Source organism: Xanthomonas sp. NCPPB 1067 (genome assembly GCF_020783795.1).
Classification (GTDB): domain Bacteria; phylum Pseudomonadota; class Gammaproteobacteria; order Xanthomonadales; family Xanthomonadaceae; genus Xanthomonas; species Xanthomonas melonis.
Map to the genome: position 1 here is coordinate 148,502 of NZ_JAJGQG010000003.1, position 15,596 is coordinate 164,097.

Here is a 15,596-nt window from a genome sequence, read left to right on the forward strand (position 1 = left end):
CATCGAGTTGGGGGAAGGTCGTGCTGTCGGCGCTTGGATGGCGCTGTCGACGACATGCCGATCGGCTGGGCAGCCAGCAACCGGATCGGCATGTGCTGCGTCCGATGCGCCTGGAGGACTCCAGACACTTCGTAGGCGCGCGCGGTCGCCCGCCTCGAACGCCTCCCGAGCAAGAAGGGAATCGGCGCAGCCATGCTGTTCCGAATCCCCAATCCCGAATCCCCGCCCTCAAAAGATATCGAACGCCTTCTCGTCCTGCTGCTCCTGCAGGCCGTAGTCGTAATCCTGCAGGCGGTCCAGATCTTCGTTCTTGACCCATTCGACCGCGCCATTGATGGTGGACTGGGTCATGCCATCGGGCGGGTCGTTGGCCGCGATCGGCTTGTCCTTCAGCGCCACGCGCATGTAGTCGATCCAGATCGGCAGCGCCGCCTTGCCGCCGTACTCGCGATAGCCGAGCGAGCGGAAATCGTCGCGGCCGACCCACACGGTGGTGGCATACGGGCCGCCGAAACCGGAGAACCAGGCGTCGCGGTGATCGTTGGTCGAGCCGGTCTTGCCGCCCACGTCCTCGCGCCCCAAGACCTTGGCAGCGGTGCCGGTGCCGCGCTGGACCACGTCGCGCATCATCGAGACCAGCTGGTAGGCGGTGCGCTCGTCGATGGCACGCGGTGCGATCTTGGTCTGTGCCGTGGCCGCAGGTGCGGTCTGCGCCGGAGCCGGTGCGGCGCCAGCGGCCGGGGCCGGTGGCGTCGGCGGTGCCTGCGCGCCGAAATTGAAGCCGTCCACCACCTGGCTGACCGGCGCCACATTGCCGCCTTGCAGGGCGCAGGTGCGGCAGGCGACGGCCGGCACTTCCTTGAAGATGACGTTGCCGTCGCGGTCCTTGACCTCGTCGACGATCCAGGTGTCCACGCGCGATCCGCCATTGGCGAACACCGCATAGCCGCGCGCCACCGAGAGTGGCGTCAACGACGCGGTACCCAGCGACATCGACAGGTTGGGCGGCAGTTCGGCCTCCTGGAAACCGAACTGGCTGATGTACTTGCGCGCGAAATCCACGCCGATCGCGTCCAGCAGACGGACCGACACCAGATTGCGCGACTGCACCAGCGCTTCGCGCAGGCGCATCGGGCCGCGGAAGCCGCCGCCGTCGTTCTGCGGCGACCAGGTCTTGCCCCGGCGATCGCGGAACACCACCGGCGCATCCAGCACGATCGATGCCGGGTTGAAGCCCTTTTCGAAGGCCGCGGCATACACGAACGGCTTGAAGCTCGAGCCCGGCTGGCGGCGTGCCTGGGTGGCGCGGTTGAACTTGTTGCCGGCAAAGCTGAAGCCGCCGACCAGCGCACGCAGCGCCCCGCTGTCGGCATCCAGCGACACCAGCGCGGCCTGGCCGCGCGGCAGCTGGTCGATGCTCCACTCGCCCTCCTTGTCTCCCGCACGGATGCGGGTCAGGTCGCCGCGGGTGAGCAGCTTGGCCGGGGTCTTGCCGGTCCAGCGGCTGGCCGAGGCGGGCAGGGTGAGTTCGGTCTTGTCGTGCTGCACGACCGTCACGCCGCCATCGGCATTGGTCCGCGCCACGATCACCGGGCGCAGCCCGCCCTGCGTATAGGCGCCTTGCAGATGCTTGGCCAGCGCGGCCGCGTCGGCCGCGTCGGCGACGTCGAAATGCTGTTCCACGCCATGCCAGCCGTGGCGGTGGTCGTACAGCCGCAAACCGTCGTTGATCGCCACGTCCGCGCCGGTCTGCAGGGTGGCATCGATGGTGGTGGTGACGTGGTAGCCCTTGTTGAGCACGTCCCCGCCATACCTGGCGATCATTTCCTGGCGTACCAGCTCGGTCACGTAGGGCGCGTACACCTCGACCGGCGGCTCGTGCGGCTTGGCGTGCATCGGGACCGCCTTGGCCGCATCGGCCTCGGCCTGGCTGACGAAGCCCAGATCGGCCATGCGTTGCAGGACGTAATAATCGCGGCGTTCGCGTGCGCGCTCGGGGTTGCTGATCGGATTGCCGCTGGAGGGGAACTTGGGGATGCCGGCCAGCGAGGCCATCTCGTCCAGGCTCAGCTCACCCAGCTTCTTGCCGAAGTAATACTCGGCCGCTGCGCCCACGCCATAGGCGCGGTTACCGAAGAAGCTCTTGTTGAGGTACAGCTCGAAGATCTCGTCCTTGCTCAGCTCGCTTTCGATCTTGCGGGCCAGCAGGATCTCGGCCAACTTGCGGGTATAGCTGTATTCGGAACTCAGAAAGAACTGCCGGGCCACCTGCTGGGTGATGGTCGAGCCGCCGGGCACGCGCTTGGCGTCGGTGGTGGCCAGCAGCCAGATCGCGCGGCCGATGCCCTTGTAGTCCACGCCGCCGTGCTCGTAGAACCGCGCGTCCTCGGTCGCCAGGAAGGCCTGCTTAAGGCGCAGCGGGACTTCCTTCATCTGGATCGGATAACGCCGGGTCTCGCCGTAGACCGCCATCAGGCGCCCGTCGCTGGCATAGACGTACATGGGCTCCTGCAGTTCGACCTGCTTGAGCGACTGTACGTCGGGCAACTTCGAGGAAATGGCGTAATACAGGCCGCCGGCGGCAATGGCGCCAAGCAGTGCGAGGACGACGAGCGTGGCCAGGATCCAGCCCAGCCAACGGCGAATACGGGGCATGTACGAGAGATTCCGATTGCAGATTTCTTGGTCACAGAGTATAGATGACGCCGAGTTTGGCTGGGGCCGAGCTCTGGGGATCGCAGACGACAGCACTGGGGTCACGATCGCGGGGTCATTGCCTTGCGCGTGAGGGGCTTGTCAACTGTTAAAATTTGATTATTAATACGCGGGCGCAATGCGTCCAAGTGCCCATCGGCAGGGGAGTTTCCGTGGGGCTTCTACCCAAGAGTCAGTCGCCACTAATTGGTGTCGATATCAGTTCCACTGCGGTCAAGCTCTTGCAGCTGTCGCGCAGCGGGAATCGTTTTCGCGTGGAACACTACGCGGTGGAACCTCTGCCGCCGAATGCGGTGGTGGAAAAGAACATCGTCGAAGTCGAAGCGGTGGGCGAGGCGATCCGCCGGGCCATCAACCGCTCCGGCAGCAAGGCCAAGAACGCGGCTGCGGCAGTGGCCGGGTCGGCGGTGATCACCAAGCTGATCCCGATGCCGGCCGATCTGGACGACAGCGACATGGAGGCCCAGGTCGAACTGGAGGCCACCAACTACATCCCGTACCCGATCGAGGAAGTGAACCTCGATTTCGAGGTGATCGGCCCGATGCCCAACAGCCCGGACATGGTGCAGGTGCTGCTGGCGGCGTCGCGCTCGGAGAACGTGGAGCTGCGCCAATCGGCACTGGAGCTGGGCGGACTGACCGCCAAGGTGATGGATGTCGAGGCCTTCGCGGTCGAGAACGCGTTCGCCCTGGTGGCCAGCGAGCTGCCGGTGGCCGCCGATGCGGTGGTCGCGCTGGTCGACATCGGTGCCACCATGACCACGCTGAGCGTGCTGCGCTCCGGCCGTAGTCTGTATAGCCGCGAGCAGGTGTTCGGCGGCAAGCAGCTGACCGACGAAGTGATGCGCCGTTACGGCCTGTCCTACGAAGAGGCCGGCCTGGCCAAGCGTCAGGGTGGTTTGCCGGAAAGCTATGAGGTCGAAGTGCTGGAACCGTTCAAGGAAGCGACGGTGCAGCAGATCAGCCGCTTGCTGCAGTTCTTCTACGCGGGCAGCGAATTCAATCGCGTGGACTGCATCGTGCTGGCCGGCGGCTGTGCGGCGCTGTCGCGCCTGCCGGAAATGGTCGAAGAACAGCTGGGCGTGACCACCGTGGTCGCCAATCCGCTTGCTCAGATGACGCTGGGGCCGAAGGTTCAGGCCCATGCGCTGGCGCTGGATGCGCCTGCATTGATGATCGCCACCGGCCTGGCCCTGAGGAGCTTCGACTGATGGCAAGAATCAACCTATTGCCCTGGCGCGCCGAGCGCCGGAAGGCGCGCGAGCGCGAGTTCTATTCGATGCTGGGCTTCGCCGCGTTGGGCGGGGTGCTGTTGTCGGCCTTGATCTGGTTCTATTACGACGCGCAGATCAGCGGCCAGACCGAACGCAATGCGTTCCTGACCACCGAGATCGAGAAGGTCAAGGCGCAGAACGAAGAGATCAAGGAACTCGACAAGAAGAAGGACCGCCTGCTGGCCCGCAAGAAGGTCATCGAGGAACTGCAGGCCAATCGCTCGCAGATGGTGCACCTGTTCGATTCGCTGGTCCGCACCATTCCCGATGGCGTGGCGCTGACCAACATCAAGCAGGACGGTGACATCCTGACGCTGGAAGGGCGTTCGCAATCCAACGCGCGCGTCAGTACCTACATGCGCAACCTGGAAGGCTCGGGCTGGATGACCAATCCGGACCTGTCGATCATCGAGGCCAAGAGCCAGGACAAGGCAGCCGGCCAGCCGGTCGCCTCGGCGATGGATACCAAGACGCTGCCGTATGTCTTCACGTTGAAGGTCAAACTCGCCAACCCGAACGAGACCGACAAGAACGGGGCCGCTCCGGTCGACGGCCAGGCACCTGGCGCGACGCCGGCTGGCGCCACACCGGCACCTGCCGGCGCACCGGCGCCCGCCGCGGCGCCAGCCACGCCGGCACCTGCGCAAGCGACTCGGCCGCAGGAGGGGGCGGCGTCATGAGTAAGAAATCATTCAAGCTCAGCGATCTGGACTTCAACAACATCGGCGGCTGGCCGCAACAGGCGCGCATCGTGTTCTGCGTGGTGGTGGGCCTGTTCATCATGGTGCTGGCCTGGTTCCTGCTGATCAGCGGCAAGCGCGACGAACTGGAAGGGCTGGAAGGCACCGAGTCGCAGCTGCGCACCGAGTTCGAAACCCAGCAGGGTCGTGCGGTCAACCTAGAGCCGCTCAAGCAGCAGCTCGCGCAGATGGAACAGGTGTTGCAGCAGATGCTGCGCCAGCTGCCCAGCAAGACCGAAATGCCCGACCTGATCATCGACATTTCGCAGACCGCGTTGTCCAGCGGCCTGTCCAACGAGCTGTTCCAGCCGGGTCCGGAATCGCCGAAGGAGTTCTACGCCGAGAAGCCGATCGCCTTGCGCATGGTGGGCAGCTACCACCAGTTCGGCGCATTCGTCAGCGGCGTGGCCTCGCTTCCGCGCGTGGTGATCCTGACCATGCACGACATCAACCTCAAGCCCAAGGACGCCAAGGCCGGCATCACGCCGCGCGGCGCACTGGAGCTGTCCGGTACGGTCAAGACCTATCGCTATCTGGACGATGAGGAAATGGCCGAGCAGGAGAAGGCAGCGGCCGATGCTGCGAAGAAGGGCGGCCAATGACCATGAAATTGCTCAAGATCCTGTCCTGCGTGGCGCTAATTGCTGTATTGCCGGCCTGCAGCCGTGGCATCACCAGCACCCCTGGCGATGCACCGAATCTGGAAGCCTGGGTGGCCGAGGTGCGCGCACGCCCTGCGCCGCCACTGGAGCCGCTGCCGGTGATGCAGCAGTTCGAGACGTTCGAATACGCGGCGCAGTCGATGCGCGACCCGTTCAGCGATGCCTGGGTCAGCGCGGAAGGCGGCAACGGCACGCGACCGGATCCGAACCGGCGCAAGGAGCCGTTGGAAGCCTTTCCGCTCGACGCCCTCGACATGGTGGGGACCATCGGGGGTGGGTCGGGCCTGATCGCATTGGTGATGGCGCCGGACAAGGTGACCTACCGGGTGCGGCCGGGCGTGTATCTGGGGCAGAGCGATGGCCGGGTGACCGGGGTCTACGAAGACCGCATCGAGCTGATTGAACTTGTGCCGGACGGTGCGGGTGGATGGCTTGAACGGCCGGCCGCGCTCGCACTGGATGATCAATAAAGTGATAGGGGATAGCACGATGACGTTTTCCAATGCCCAGCGGCTGCGTCCGGTTCGGCGCCACGCGATGCTCCAGGCCTGCGCGTTGGGGTTCGCGCTGGCGCTGGCCAGTGGCAGCGCGTTCGCGGCCGCAGCGCTGACTTCGCCTGCACAGGATCCGGCCAGGACCGCTCCAGCGAGTCTGGCGGTGTCCAAGATCGACTTCAAACGCGGCGACGATGGCGCCGGCCGGTTGATCCTGCAGTTCGACGGCCAGGGCGCCAGCCCCGACCTGCGCACCCAGGGCGACAACGTGCTGGTGGACATCAGCAACGCCAGGTTGCCCGCGGAACTGCAGCGCCCGCTCAATGTCACCGACTTCGCCACGCCGGTGCAGCGCGTGGAGGTCAAGCCGTCCGGCTCCGGCTCGCAGCTGGTGCTGTCGACCAAGGGCGCGTTCGATTCGCTGGCGTATCAGACCGGCAACGAATACGTGGTGGAAATCACTCCGCGCAAGGGCCAGCCGGCCGTGGGCGGCGTCACTGCCGCGTCGGTCACCCAGGCCGCGGCGCAGATCGCCGCGCGCGGTTACAGCGGCCGTCCGGTGACGTTCAACTTCCAGGACGTGCCGGTGCGGACCGTACTGCAGCTGATCGCCGAGGAATCCAACCTCAACATCGTGGCTTCCGACACCGTGCAGGGCAACGTGACCCTGCGCCTGATGAACGTGCCGTGGGACCAGGCGCTGGACATCGTGCTGCGCGCCAAGGGCCTGGACAAGCGCCGCGACGGCGGCGTGGTGTGGGTCGCCCCGCAGCCGGAGCTGGCCAAGTTCGAACAGGACAAGGAAGACGCCCGCATCGCGATCGAGAATCGCGAGGATCTGATCACCGATTACGTGCAGATCAATTACCACAATGCTGCAGTGATCTTCAAAGCGTTGACCGAAGCCAAGGGAATCGGTGGCGGCGGTGGTGGTCAGGGCGGTGGTCAAGGTGGCGCAGGACAGCAGGACAACGGTTTCCTGTCGCCGCGCGGTCGCCTGGTGGCCGACGAGCGCACCAATACGCTGATGATCAGCGATATCCCGAAGAAGGTCGCGCAGATGCGCGAACTGATCTCGCATATCGACCGCCCGGTGGATCAGGTGTTGATCGAGAGCCGTATCGTCATCGCCACCGATACGTTCGCGCGTGATCTGGGTGCGCGCTTCGGTATCTCCGGCGCCACGGGCCGCGGCATTTTGAGTGGTTCGCTCGAAAGCAACGTGAACTACAGGAACACGTCTGCGCAGCGCGCCAACGAACTCGCCAACAGCGCAACCCCGACCACGCCGGGAACCAGCAACACCATTCCTGCTTTCCTATTCCCCTCAGGGTTGAACATCGATCTGGGAGCCGGTGGGTTCACAACCAACCGGGCTGCTGGTCTGGCGTACACGCTGCTGGGTTCGAACTTCAACTTGGATATCGAACTGTCTGCGATGCAGGAAGAAGGCCGGGGCGAGGTTGTGTCCAATCCGCGTATCGTGACCGCCAATCAACGTGAAGGCGTGATTAAACAGGGCCGTGAGATCGGCTACGTCACCATCAGCGGAGCAGGCGTGGCAGGCGGAGGATCTCAGGCGAATGTCCAGTTCAAGGAAGTTCTGCTCGAGCTGAAGGTAACGCCGACAATCACCAACGATAATCGCGTTTTCTTGAATATGAATGTCAAGAAGGACGAGGTTGCACGTTTCATCGATTTGCCGCAGTACGGCACCGTGCCTGAAATTAATCGCCGAGAAGTCAATACCGCGGTCTTGGTGGGCGATGGCGAAACCGTCGTAATCGGTGGTGTGTACGAGTTCACCGACCGCGAGAGCGTCTCCAAGGTGCCTTTCCTGGGCGACATCCCCTTCCTGGGAAATCTGTTCAAGAAGCGTGGCCGCAGCAAGGAAAAGGCCGAGCTGCTGGTTTTCGTAACTCCCAAGGTCTTGCGGGTTGCAAGCGCAGCGCGCTGAAGGCGTTGAGTGACAGGAAAGGCCGCGCAAGCGGCCTTTCCTGTCTGTGGCGCTCAGGGACGCCGCCGGCGCGTGCTGAACGATGTCCGTTGCAGGTCGAAGCCTCTTGCGCATCGGAGCCCAATCGTCCGGGCCGTGCGCTTTCTTCCAAAGGATCGACTGCGGCAAAGCTGAGCGTTGTGATGTTTAAGAGCATGACCTCCGTCACTCGCTGAACCTCCAACCATCGCCAGGTGAACCAATCGCTTCCGGATCGGTCACACTGGGCCTATGAACGCACCGCCGCTCCTTCCCCCTGAAGCCGCTGCCGCGCCCGCCGAGGACCGGTTGCACCGTCAGTTCACCAGCCTGCGCGAGTCGTTGACGCAACGCATCGTTGGTCAGTCGGCACTGGTCGAGCGGCTGCTGGTCGCCTTGCTGGCCGATGGGCACCTGCTGGTCGAGGGGGCGCCCGGGCTGGCCAAGACCACCGCGATCCGTGCGCTGGCCGCGCGGTTGGAAGCGGATTTCGCGCGGGTGCAGTTCACCCCCGACCTACTGCCGGCCGATCTGACCGGTACAGAGATCTGGCGCCCGCAGGACAGCCGGTTCGAATTCATGCCGGGGCCGATCTTCCATCCGATCCTGCTGGCCGACGAAATCAACCGCGCGCCGGCAAAGGTGCAGTCGGCCTTGCTCGAAGCGATGGGAGAACGGCAGGTGACGGTCGGCCGGCACACCTATGCGCTGCCGCAGCTGTTCCTGGTGATGGCAACGCAGAATCCGATCGAACAGGAAGGCACGTTCCCCTTGCCCGAAGCGCAGCTGGACCGTTTCCTGATGCATGTGCGCATCGGTTATCCCCAGGCCGATGCGGAAGCGGAGATCCTGCGCCTGGCCCGCGAGGCGGCGCGCGATACGCTGGAGAAACACGAGACCGTTCCCGAGCGGATTCCGCTGGAAGACGTCTTCGCCGCGCGACGTGTGGTGCTGGATGTCCATCTGGCGCCGCAGCTGGAGCGTTACCTGATCGAGATCGTGCTCGCTTCGCGCGATGCGCAGCGCTACGACCCCGCGCTGGCGCGGCGGATCGCCTGGGGCGCGAGCCCGCGCGGCTCGATCGCGCTGGAGCGCTGCGCGCGTGCGCGCGCCTGGCTGGCGGGGCGCGACTACGTCACGCCGGACGATATCCGCGCGATCGCGCCGGACGTGTTACGTCATCGCGTCTTGCCAAGCTATGAGGCCACTGCCGAAGGCTGGGACGGCGAGCGTCTGGTGGCAGCCCTGCTGGACAAGATTCCGCTGCCCTGATCGGGCAGTGCGCCGCGCAGGTATGCCTTCCTCCGATCAGAGTCCAATGTCCGCCACGCCGTCCACGTTCATCGCAGGTGCTGCGCCATCGGTTGTCGGCGATGGTCTGCGTCCACACCTTGCCGAGCTGATCGCGTTGCGCGGCACCGCGCTGCATCGGGGGCAGCCGGGGCGCGGTCGTCACGGTCTGGTGGGTCCGGTCCCGGCAGCCACGCGTGGCCGTGGGATGGAGTACGCCGAATCGCGCGAGTACGTCCCTGGCGACGATGCGCGGCACATCGATTGGCGCGTGACCGCGCGCACCGGGCGGGCGCACACCAAGCTGTTCCAGGCCGAGCGCGAACGCTTGAGCCTGATCGTGGCCGACACTGCGCCGGCGCTCTTCTTCGGAACGCGGGTGCGCTACAAGTCGGTGCAGGCGGCGCGGGCCGGCGCGGTGGCGGCGTGGCTGGCGCAGCGGCAGGGCGACCGGATCGCCGCCCTGCGCGGCACCGCCAGCGAGGCGCCGATCGCGCCTCGCTCCGGCCAGCGTGGCGTATTGCCGGTCCTGGACGCGTTGACGCGCTGGTATGCGCAACCGCCCGGCGGCGACGCCGGGCTGGCGGTCGCGCTCGACCATGCGGCACGGCTGTTGCGTCCCGGTGCGCGGCTGACCGTGTTGGCCGACCCGCGCAGTGCCCACGCGATCCCGGCCACGCGATGGTCGGGCCTGGCCCTGCATCACGAGGTGGTGGTGATCGTGCTGGTCGACCCGCTGGAACTGGCACCGCCGGCGCATGCGTTGACCTTCGACGTGCGCGGCGAGCGCATTGCGGTCGATCTTGGCACCCAGGCGGCGCGTGCGCGTTGGCAGGCCGAGTTCGTGACGCCGCTGGAACAACTGGCTGCGACGCTGCAATCGCGCGGCGTGCGGCTGCGCCGGCTCTCCACCGACGAGGCCAGCGACGCCTGGTTGGGCGGTGCCGGCGTACGGAGCGGATGACCATGGCACCGCAATCGCTTCCGCTACGCGATGTGCACCTGCCAGCATCGCCACCGTGGTGGCCGCTGGCGCCCGGCTGGTGGCTGGTGATGACGGCCCTGGTGCTGGGAGTGGCAGGCGTCTGCTTCTGGTGGTGGCGCCGGCATCGGCGGCAGCGACGCTGGATGGCGGCGTTCGATGCCGAGCTGCAGCAGGCACTGACGCCAGCCCAACGCCTGGCGAGGTTGTCGGGGCTGTTGCGGCGTGCGGCGCGCACGGTGGATGCGAACGCCGACCGCCTGCAGGGCGAGGCGTGGTTGCAGTTTCTGGACGGCCGCAAGGACAAGCGGCGGCCGTTCTCGGACGGCCCGGGACGCGCGCTGCTCGAGGGCGGTTTTCAGCGCGCGCCGGCGGTGGCCGATCTCGACGCGGTGCAGGCGCTGGCGCGGCGGCGGTTTCTGGCCTTGATGCGGGGGCAACGGTGAACTGGCTGCAGTGGGCGCAGTGGCAGGACGCCTTCGCGCATTGTGCCTGGCCGTGGGCGTGGTGGCTGATGCCGCTGCCGCTGCTGATGTGGTTCTGGCCGCGCCGCCGCGCCGATGCGGCTGCGCTGCGGGTGCCGTATGCCGATCAATTGCACGCCATCGCCCAGGCGCCGCGCGTGCCTGCCCTGCGCATGCCGCGCTGGCTGGCCTGGCTGGGCTGGTTTCTGCTGTGCGCGGCGCTGGCGCGCCCGCAGCAGCTGGGCGAAGTGATCCAGCCGCCGCGCCAGGCGCGGCAGATGATGCTGGCAGTGGACCTGTCCGGCAGCATGAGCGAACCGGACATGGTGCTGGGCGGCAACGTGGTGGATCGACTGACTGCCGCCAAGGCGGTGCTGTCGGATTTCCTGGATCGGCGTGAGGGCGATCGCGTCGGCCTGCTGGTATTCGGCCAGCGCGCATATGCGTTGACCCCACTGACCGCGGACCTGATCTCCGTGCGCGATCAGTTGGCCGACAGCGTGGTCGGACTGGCCGGTCGTGAAACCGCGATCGGCGATGCGATCGCCCTGTCGGTCAAACGGCTGCGCGAGCAGAAGCAAGGGCAGCGCGTGGTGGTGCTGCTGACCGACGGCGTCAACACCGCCGGCGTGCTCGATCCTGCCAAGGCCGCCGAACTGGCCAAGGCCGAAGGGGTACGCGTGCACACGATCGCGTTCGGAGGCAATGGTGGCTATTCGCTGTTCGGTGTGCCGATCCCCGCTGGCGGAGGCGACGATATCGACGAAGAGGGGCTGCGCAGGATCGCCGAGCAGACCGGTGGGCGCTTCTTCCGCGCGCGGGACACCGAGCAGCTCGCCGGCATTTACGCCGAGCTGGATCGCCTGGAACCGGTGAAGGCGCTCGGTCCCTCGGTGCAGCCGCGCGTGGAGCGCTATCACTGGCCGCTCGGCGCTGCGCTGGCGGTAGCGCTGCTGGCCTTCGCATTGCCGCGGAGATGGCGATGAACGCGCTGACCGAACTGCTCGGGCCCTTGCATCTGCTGCGTCCGGATTGGCTATGGGCACTGCTGGCGATCGTGCCGGCGGCGGCGCTGTGGCTGCTGCGTCGACGCAGCGCCGATGCATGGCGTCACAGCGTGGATGCGCATCTGTTGCCGGCCCTGCTGGTCACCGGGGGGAGGCGTGGATGGCTGGGCTTCGTGCTGGCCGCGTTGACCTATGCGCTGGCGGTGGTGGCGATGAGCGGGCCGAGCTGGCGGCAGACAGAGCGCCCGGTGTTCCAGTCCAGCATGCCGTTGGTGGTGGTGCTCGATCTGTCTTCCAGCATCAATGCGACCGATCTACCACCGTCGCGGCTGCTGCAGGTGCGCGCGAAACTGGCCACGCTGCTGCGTCAGCGCGCCGGTGGCGAGGTCGCACTGCTGGTCTACGCCGGCGAAAGTTTCACGGTGGCTCCGTTGACCGAAGATGCGGCGAATGTCGCGCTGTTTCTGGATGCGCTATCGCCGTCGGTGATGCCGGTGGACGGCAAACGCGCGGACCGGGGCATCGCTGCGGCCCGTCAGTTGTTGCTGCAGGCCGGTTTCAAGCAGGGCGATATCCTGCTGGTCGGCGATGGCGCGGACGGCTCGGCCGATAGCGCCGCGCGGGTGGCGCGCGCGCGCGGCTTCGCGGTGTCCGCGCTCGGCGTGGGCAGTGCACGGGGAGCGGCCTACCGCACCGCCGGCGGCGAGATCGCGCAGGCACGACTGGACGAGGACAGCCTGCGCGATCTGGCGGGACAGGGTGGCGGGCGTTACGCGCGCCTGACTGCAGGCGATGCCGATCTGCAGGCGCTGGGAGTCCTGAACCCGGCGCAGCAAGCGCGTGCCGACGAAACGTCCGAAGCCAACGGCGGCAAGACCTGGCTGGACGAGGGCTATTGGCTGCTGTTGCCGGTGATGGCCTTGGCGCTGCTGGCGTTCCGGCGGCGCGCGGTGGTGGCGTCGCTGGTACTTGCCTGCGTGCTGCCGCTGGCCCAGCCCGCGCAAGCCGCCGACGGCACGCTGTGGCAACGCGCCGATCAGGTGCAGCAGCAGCGCATGGATGCCGGCGTGCAGGCATACCGGCGCGGTGATTTCGCCGCTGCGCAAAAAGCCTTCGAACACGTGCCGACCGACGAAGGCCTGTACAACCTGGGTAATGCACTGGCGCGGCAGGGCCGCTACGACGAGGCGATCGCGGCCTACGATCGTGCGCTCAAGCAACGTCCGAACCAGCCCGATGCCATCGCCAACCGCGCTGCGGTCGATGCCGCACGCAAGCGGCAGCAGCAGGGCAACAAGGGCGGGCAGGGCACGTCCAGGGATCAGGATCAGTCAGGGCAGAACAAGGCTGGGCAGAACCAGCAGAACGATCAGGGCGCGGGCCGGAATGGACAGCAGCCGCAGGACGCGCAAGGCAAGCAGGATGGCAAGGATCCACCGTCTGCCACGCCCGAGTCGCAGGATGGAAAGACGCAGGACCCGCAGTCCAGGGACGGCAAGGGCGAGCCGAACAAGCAGGACGCGCCACCGCAGTCGGCCGACGCCAAGGCGCAGCAGCAGGCCGATGAGGCGCAGCGTCGCAAGATGCAGCAGGCCATGGCGCAGGCTGGCGACAAGGCTCCCGGCACGCAGGGTAAAGCGGAGGCGGCCGTTGCGGACGAGACGCCGGAACAACGCGAGCAGCGCCAGGCCGTGGATGCGTGGTTGCGGCGGGTGCCGGACGATCCAGGTAGTCTGCTGCGCACCAAGTTCAGGCTGGAATACGAACGCAGGCAACGGGACGGACGATGATCGGCACACACCATTTGCGCCGCGTGGCGATCGGCATGCTGACCAGTGCGATGCTGCTGGTCTGCGCACCGTTGGGTGCGGTCACGCGTGCCTGGCTGGATCGCGACAGCGTCGATGCCGGAGAGGTGGTCACGTTGAACATCGAAACCGACCAACGTGGGGTGGATCCGGATTACACGCCACTGCGCAACCAGTTTGCATTGGGTGCCAAGAGCGCCAACCAGCAGATGCAGGTCAGCAACGGCGCGGTGACGATGCGTGCGTTGTTCGGCGTGGTGTTGACTCCACGCAGCAGCGGCGAGCTGATCGTGCCGGCGATCCGGGTCGGCGGCGAACGGACCGAACCGCTGCGACTGCAGGTGGTGGCCGGGGCCAACGCTGCCGCCGACAGCGGGAGCGCGGCGGCAGGCGCAGCAAGTGCGGCGCAAGGCACCGAAGAGGCATTCGTCGAAAGCCGGGTGGACGATCCGCAGCCCTACGTACAGCAGAGCGTGGGTGTGGTGGTGCGGCTGTATTTCGCCAATCAGCTGGCCTCCGGCGAACTGGACCTGCCGGCCCCGGACGGTGCATCGCTGCAGCGCATCGGCGACGACGTCACCTCGGTGAAACTGGTCAACGGACGCCAGTACAACGTGGTGGAGCGGCGCTATCTGCTGGTGCCCGAGCGCAGCGGTCGCCTGCAGCTTCCTCCCGCGCGGTTCAACGGGCGGTCGGTGGGTGGCTTCTTCGACGATTATTTCGGCCGCGGCAACGGCGAGCTGAGCGCGCGCAGCGCCGGCATCGCGCTGCAGGTGCGTGCGCAACCGGCCAATGCGCCGCAACCGTGGCTGCCGCTGCGCAATCTGCAGTTGCGCTACACGGCCACGCCGCAACGCGCCACCGCCGGCGAGGCGGCGCAGTTCGTGGTGGAAGCCAGTGCGCGCGGCGTCACCCAGGCGCAGTTTCCCGAGCTGCCCACGCCGAGCGTGCCCGACGCGCAGGTCTTCGCCGAGCCGCCGCAGTACGAAGAGCGCTTCGTGGACGGCTCGCCGCAACTGCGGCTGACCCGTCGCTACTCGGTGGTGCCAAATCGCGCAGGCCCGCTGGTCGTGCCGGGCCTGCAGGTGGCGTGGTGGGACGTCGGTGCGGCGGCGGCGAAGACCGCCACGCTGCCGGACCTGACGCTGGACGTGGCGGCAGGCAGCGGCGCGTTTGCGGCGCCTGCGCCTGCGCCAACGCCTGCAGTCAATCCATCGCCGGAGAGCGCTGCGACAACTGCAGCGGCCGGCACGCTGAGCCTGCAGCAACCCGCGGCCACACAACGGCCGTGGGGCTGGATCGCTGCGGCGACCGGCTTTGCGCTGTTGTGGATTGCTACCCTGGTGTGGGCCTTGTTACGGCGTGGCGGCGGTTCGCATGGCACGTCGGTGATCAGCGCCAGCGATGCAGCTGCGCCCGGCCGGCGTGTGACGCATGGTGTCGCCGAGCTGCGACGCGCGCTCGATACCGGCGGCATGGACGACGTGGCCGCGGTGCTGTGCGGCATGGCCGGCGTTGCCGATATCGACAGCGTGCTGGCAGCGTTGAGCGACCCGGCACAGCGGGCAGCGGTAGCACGGATGCAGCGTGCCCGCTGGGGCGGCGACGGCGACGTGACCAGTGCACGTTCGGCCTTGCGCGAGGCCTTTGCCAAGGGGCCGCGCTGGCGGCATGCCACGGCTGCGGAGCCGGAAGTATTGGCGCCGCTGTATCCGCCGGCGCCTTGATCTGTGGCATCGCTGCAAGGCCCTTGCCCGCCCACCATCGCAGGACACGCCGCAAGTACGTCCCTGTAGGCTCTTACGCGGCATCCATGCCGCGTAAGGTCCCGCGACTGTGGGCGGGCAAGGACCTGTTGAGATGGTCAGTGCGCATGGTCGCAAGCAGAGCATGAGGTGCGCTGGGCGCACACTGGGTCCCACCAGCTTCTTATCGCCTTCCCATCGCAAGCGGAATAGCAGACAGGCTTTCAATACGGAACCTGCAAACTTCTCATCTGCCTGGCGCAAGTTGAGCGACATGCCTTCAATAAGGCAACCGGCCAACTCTCTGGCGCGGTGTCCTTGCCGCTTGCGGGACCCTTGGCAGCATGGATGCCGCCAAGGCGCCTCCAGGGATGGATTCACGGCGTGTCCCGCAAGCGGTGAGGGCACCACGCACTCGACTCATCAGGCTTCTCAGCTGA

12 protein-coding genes are annotated in these 15,596 nt (G+C 66.8%); 11 read left to right on the plus strand and 1 reads right to left on the minus strand.

Going from position 1 to position 15,596, the window contains the following annotated elements; genetic code table 11:
- Positions 1–228: 228 nt before the first annotated feature.
- Positions 229–2,655: a penicillin-binding protein 1A gene (locus LL962_RS03905; protein WP_228315972.1), complete on the minus strand. Its 2,427-nt coding sequence runs from the start codon at positions 2,653–2,655 to the stop codon at positions 229–231.
- 212 nt (positions 2,656–2,867) lie between these two features.
- Between LL962_RS03905 and LL962_RS03910 the strand changes: the two genes are divergently transcribed.
- From LL962_RS03910 to LL962_RS03960, 11 genes are all read left to right on the plus strand, one after another.
- A complete protein-coding gene (locus LL962_RS03910; RefSeq protein WP_104586730.1) occupies positions 2,868–3,926 on the plus strand; it encodes a pilus assembly protein PilM in 1,059 nt (352 codons plus the stop codon).
- Positions 3,926–4,669 (plus strand): PilN domain-containing protein, encoded by a 744-nt coding sequence (locus LL962_RS03915; protein ID WP_228315973.1) that lies wholly within the window; start codon positions 3,926–3,928, stop codon positions 4,667–4,669. The genes LL962_RS03910 and LL962_RS03915 overlap by 1 nt, the downstream gene beginning before the upstream one ends.
- Entirely contained in the window at positions 4,666–5,331 is a 666-nt protein-coding gene (locus LL962_RS03920; RefSeq protein WP_029220527.1) for a type 4a pilus biogenesis protein PilO, read from the plus strand. Before LL962_RS03915 ends, LL962_RS03920 begins: the two co-directional genes overlap by 4 nt.
- Positions 5,328–5,861, plus strand: coding sequence for a pilus assembly protein PilP (locus tag LL962_RS03925; protein ID WP_104586728.1), 534 nt, complete (start codon positions 5,328–5,330; stop codon positions 5,859–5,861). Before LL962_RS03920 ends, LL962_RS03925 begins: the two co-directional genes overlap by 4 nt.
- A 19-nt stretch (positions 5,862–5,880) precedes the next feature.
- The gene (locus tag LL962_RS03930; RefSeq protein ID WP_228315974.1) at positions 5,881–7,842 is read left to right on the plus strand and encodes a type IV pilus secretin PilQ; all 1,962 of its coding nucleotides are present in this window, start codon (positions 5,881–5,883) and stop codon (positions 7,840–7,842) included.
- Positions 7,843–8,112: 270 nt separating this feature from the next.
- Positions 8,113–9,132 (plus strand): AAA family ATPase, encoded by a 1,020-nt coding sequence (locus tag LL962_RS03935; RefSeq protein ID WP_228315975.1) that lies wholly within the window; start codon positions 8,113–8,115, stop codon positions 9,130–9,132.
- A gap of 22 nt (positions 9,133–9,154) precedes the next feature.
- On the plus strand, positions 9,155–10,114 hold the full coding sequence (locus LL962_RS03940; RefSeq protein ID WP_228315976.1) for a DUF58 domain-containing protein: 960 nt from the start codon (positions 9,155–9,157) through the stop codon (positions 10,112–10,114).
- Positions 10,115–10,116: 2 nt separating this feature from the next.
- Entirely contained in the window at positions 10,117–10,578 is a 462-nt protein-coding gene (locus LL962_RS03945; protein ID WP_228315977.1) for a DUF4381 domain-containing protein, read from the plus strand.
- Positions 10,575–11,582: a vWA domain-containing protein gene (locus LL962_RS03950; RefSeq protein ID WP_228315978.1), complete on the plus strand. Its 1,008-nt coding sequence runs from the start codon at positions 10,575–10,577 to the stop codon at positions 11,580–11,582. The genes LL962_RS03945 and LL962_RS03950 overlap by 4 nt, the downstream gene beginning before the upstream one ends.
- Positions 11,579–13,393: a tetratricopeptide repeat protein gene (locus LL962_RS03955; protein WP_228315979.1), complete on the plus strand. Its 1,815-nt coding sequence runs from the start codon at positions 11,579–11,581 to the stop codon at positions 13,391–13,393. Before LL962_RS03950 ends, LL962_RS03955 begins: the two co-directional genes overlap by 4 nt.
- Positions 13,390–15,138 (plus strand): BatD family protein, encoded by a 1,749-nt coding sequence (locus LL962_RS03960; protein ID WP_228315980.1) that lies wholly within the window; start codon positions 13,390–13,392, stop codon positions 15,136–15,138. The genes LL962_RS03955 and LL962_RS03960 overlap by 4 nt, the downstream gene beginning before the upstream one ends.
- Positions 15,139–15,596: the final 458 nt, after the last annotated feature.

What these genes read in the sequence shown, in the direction of transcription:
- LL962_RS03905 (WP_228315972.1), bottom strand. Translation starts at nt 2,655, where the DNA reads ATGCCCCGTATTCGCCGTTGGCTGGGCTGGATCCTGGCCACGCTCGTC.
- LL962_RS03915 (WP_228315973.1), top strand. Translation starts at nt 3,926, where the DNA reads ATGGCAAGAATCAACCTATTGCCCTGGCGCGCCGAGCGCCGGAAGGCG.
- LL962_RS03920 (WP_029220527.1), top strand. Translation starts at nt 4,666, where the DNA reads ATGAGTAAGAAATCATTCAAGCTCAGCGATCTGGACTTCAACAACATC.
- LL962_RS03925 (WP_104586728.1), top strand. Translation starts at nt 5,328, where the DNA reads ATGACCATGAAATTGCTCAAGATCCTGTCCTGCGTGGCGCTAATTGCT.
- LL962_RS03930 (WP_228315974.1), top strand. Translation starts at nt 5,881, where the DNA reads ATGACGTTTTCCAATGCCCAGCGGCTGCGTCCGGTTCGGCGCCACGCG.
- LL962_RS03935 (WP_228315975.1), top strand. Translation starts at nt 8,113, where the DNA reads ATGAACGCACCGCCGCTCCTTCCCCCTGAAGCCGCTGCCGCGCCCGCC.
- LL962_RS03940 (WP_228315976.1), top strand. Translation starts at nt 9,155, where the DNA reads ATGCCTTCCTCCGATCAGAGTCCAATGTCCGCCACGCCGTCCACGTTC.
- LL962_RS03945 (WP_228315977.1), top strand. Translation starts at nt 10,117, where the DNA reads ATGGCACCGCAATCGCTTCCGCTACGCGATGTGCACCTGCCAGCATCG.
- LL962_RS03955 (WP_228315979.1), top strand. Translation starts at nt 11,579, where the DNA reads ATGAACGCGCTGACCGAACTGCTCGGGCCCTTGCATCTGCTGCGTCCG.
- LL962_RS03960 (WP_228315980.1), top strand. Translation starts at nt 13,390, where the DNA reads ATGATCGGCACACACCATTTGCGCCGCGTGGCGATCGGCATGCTGACC.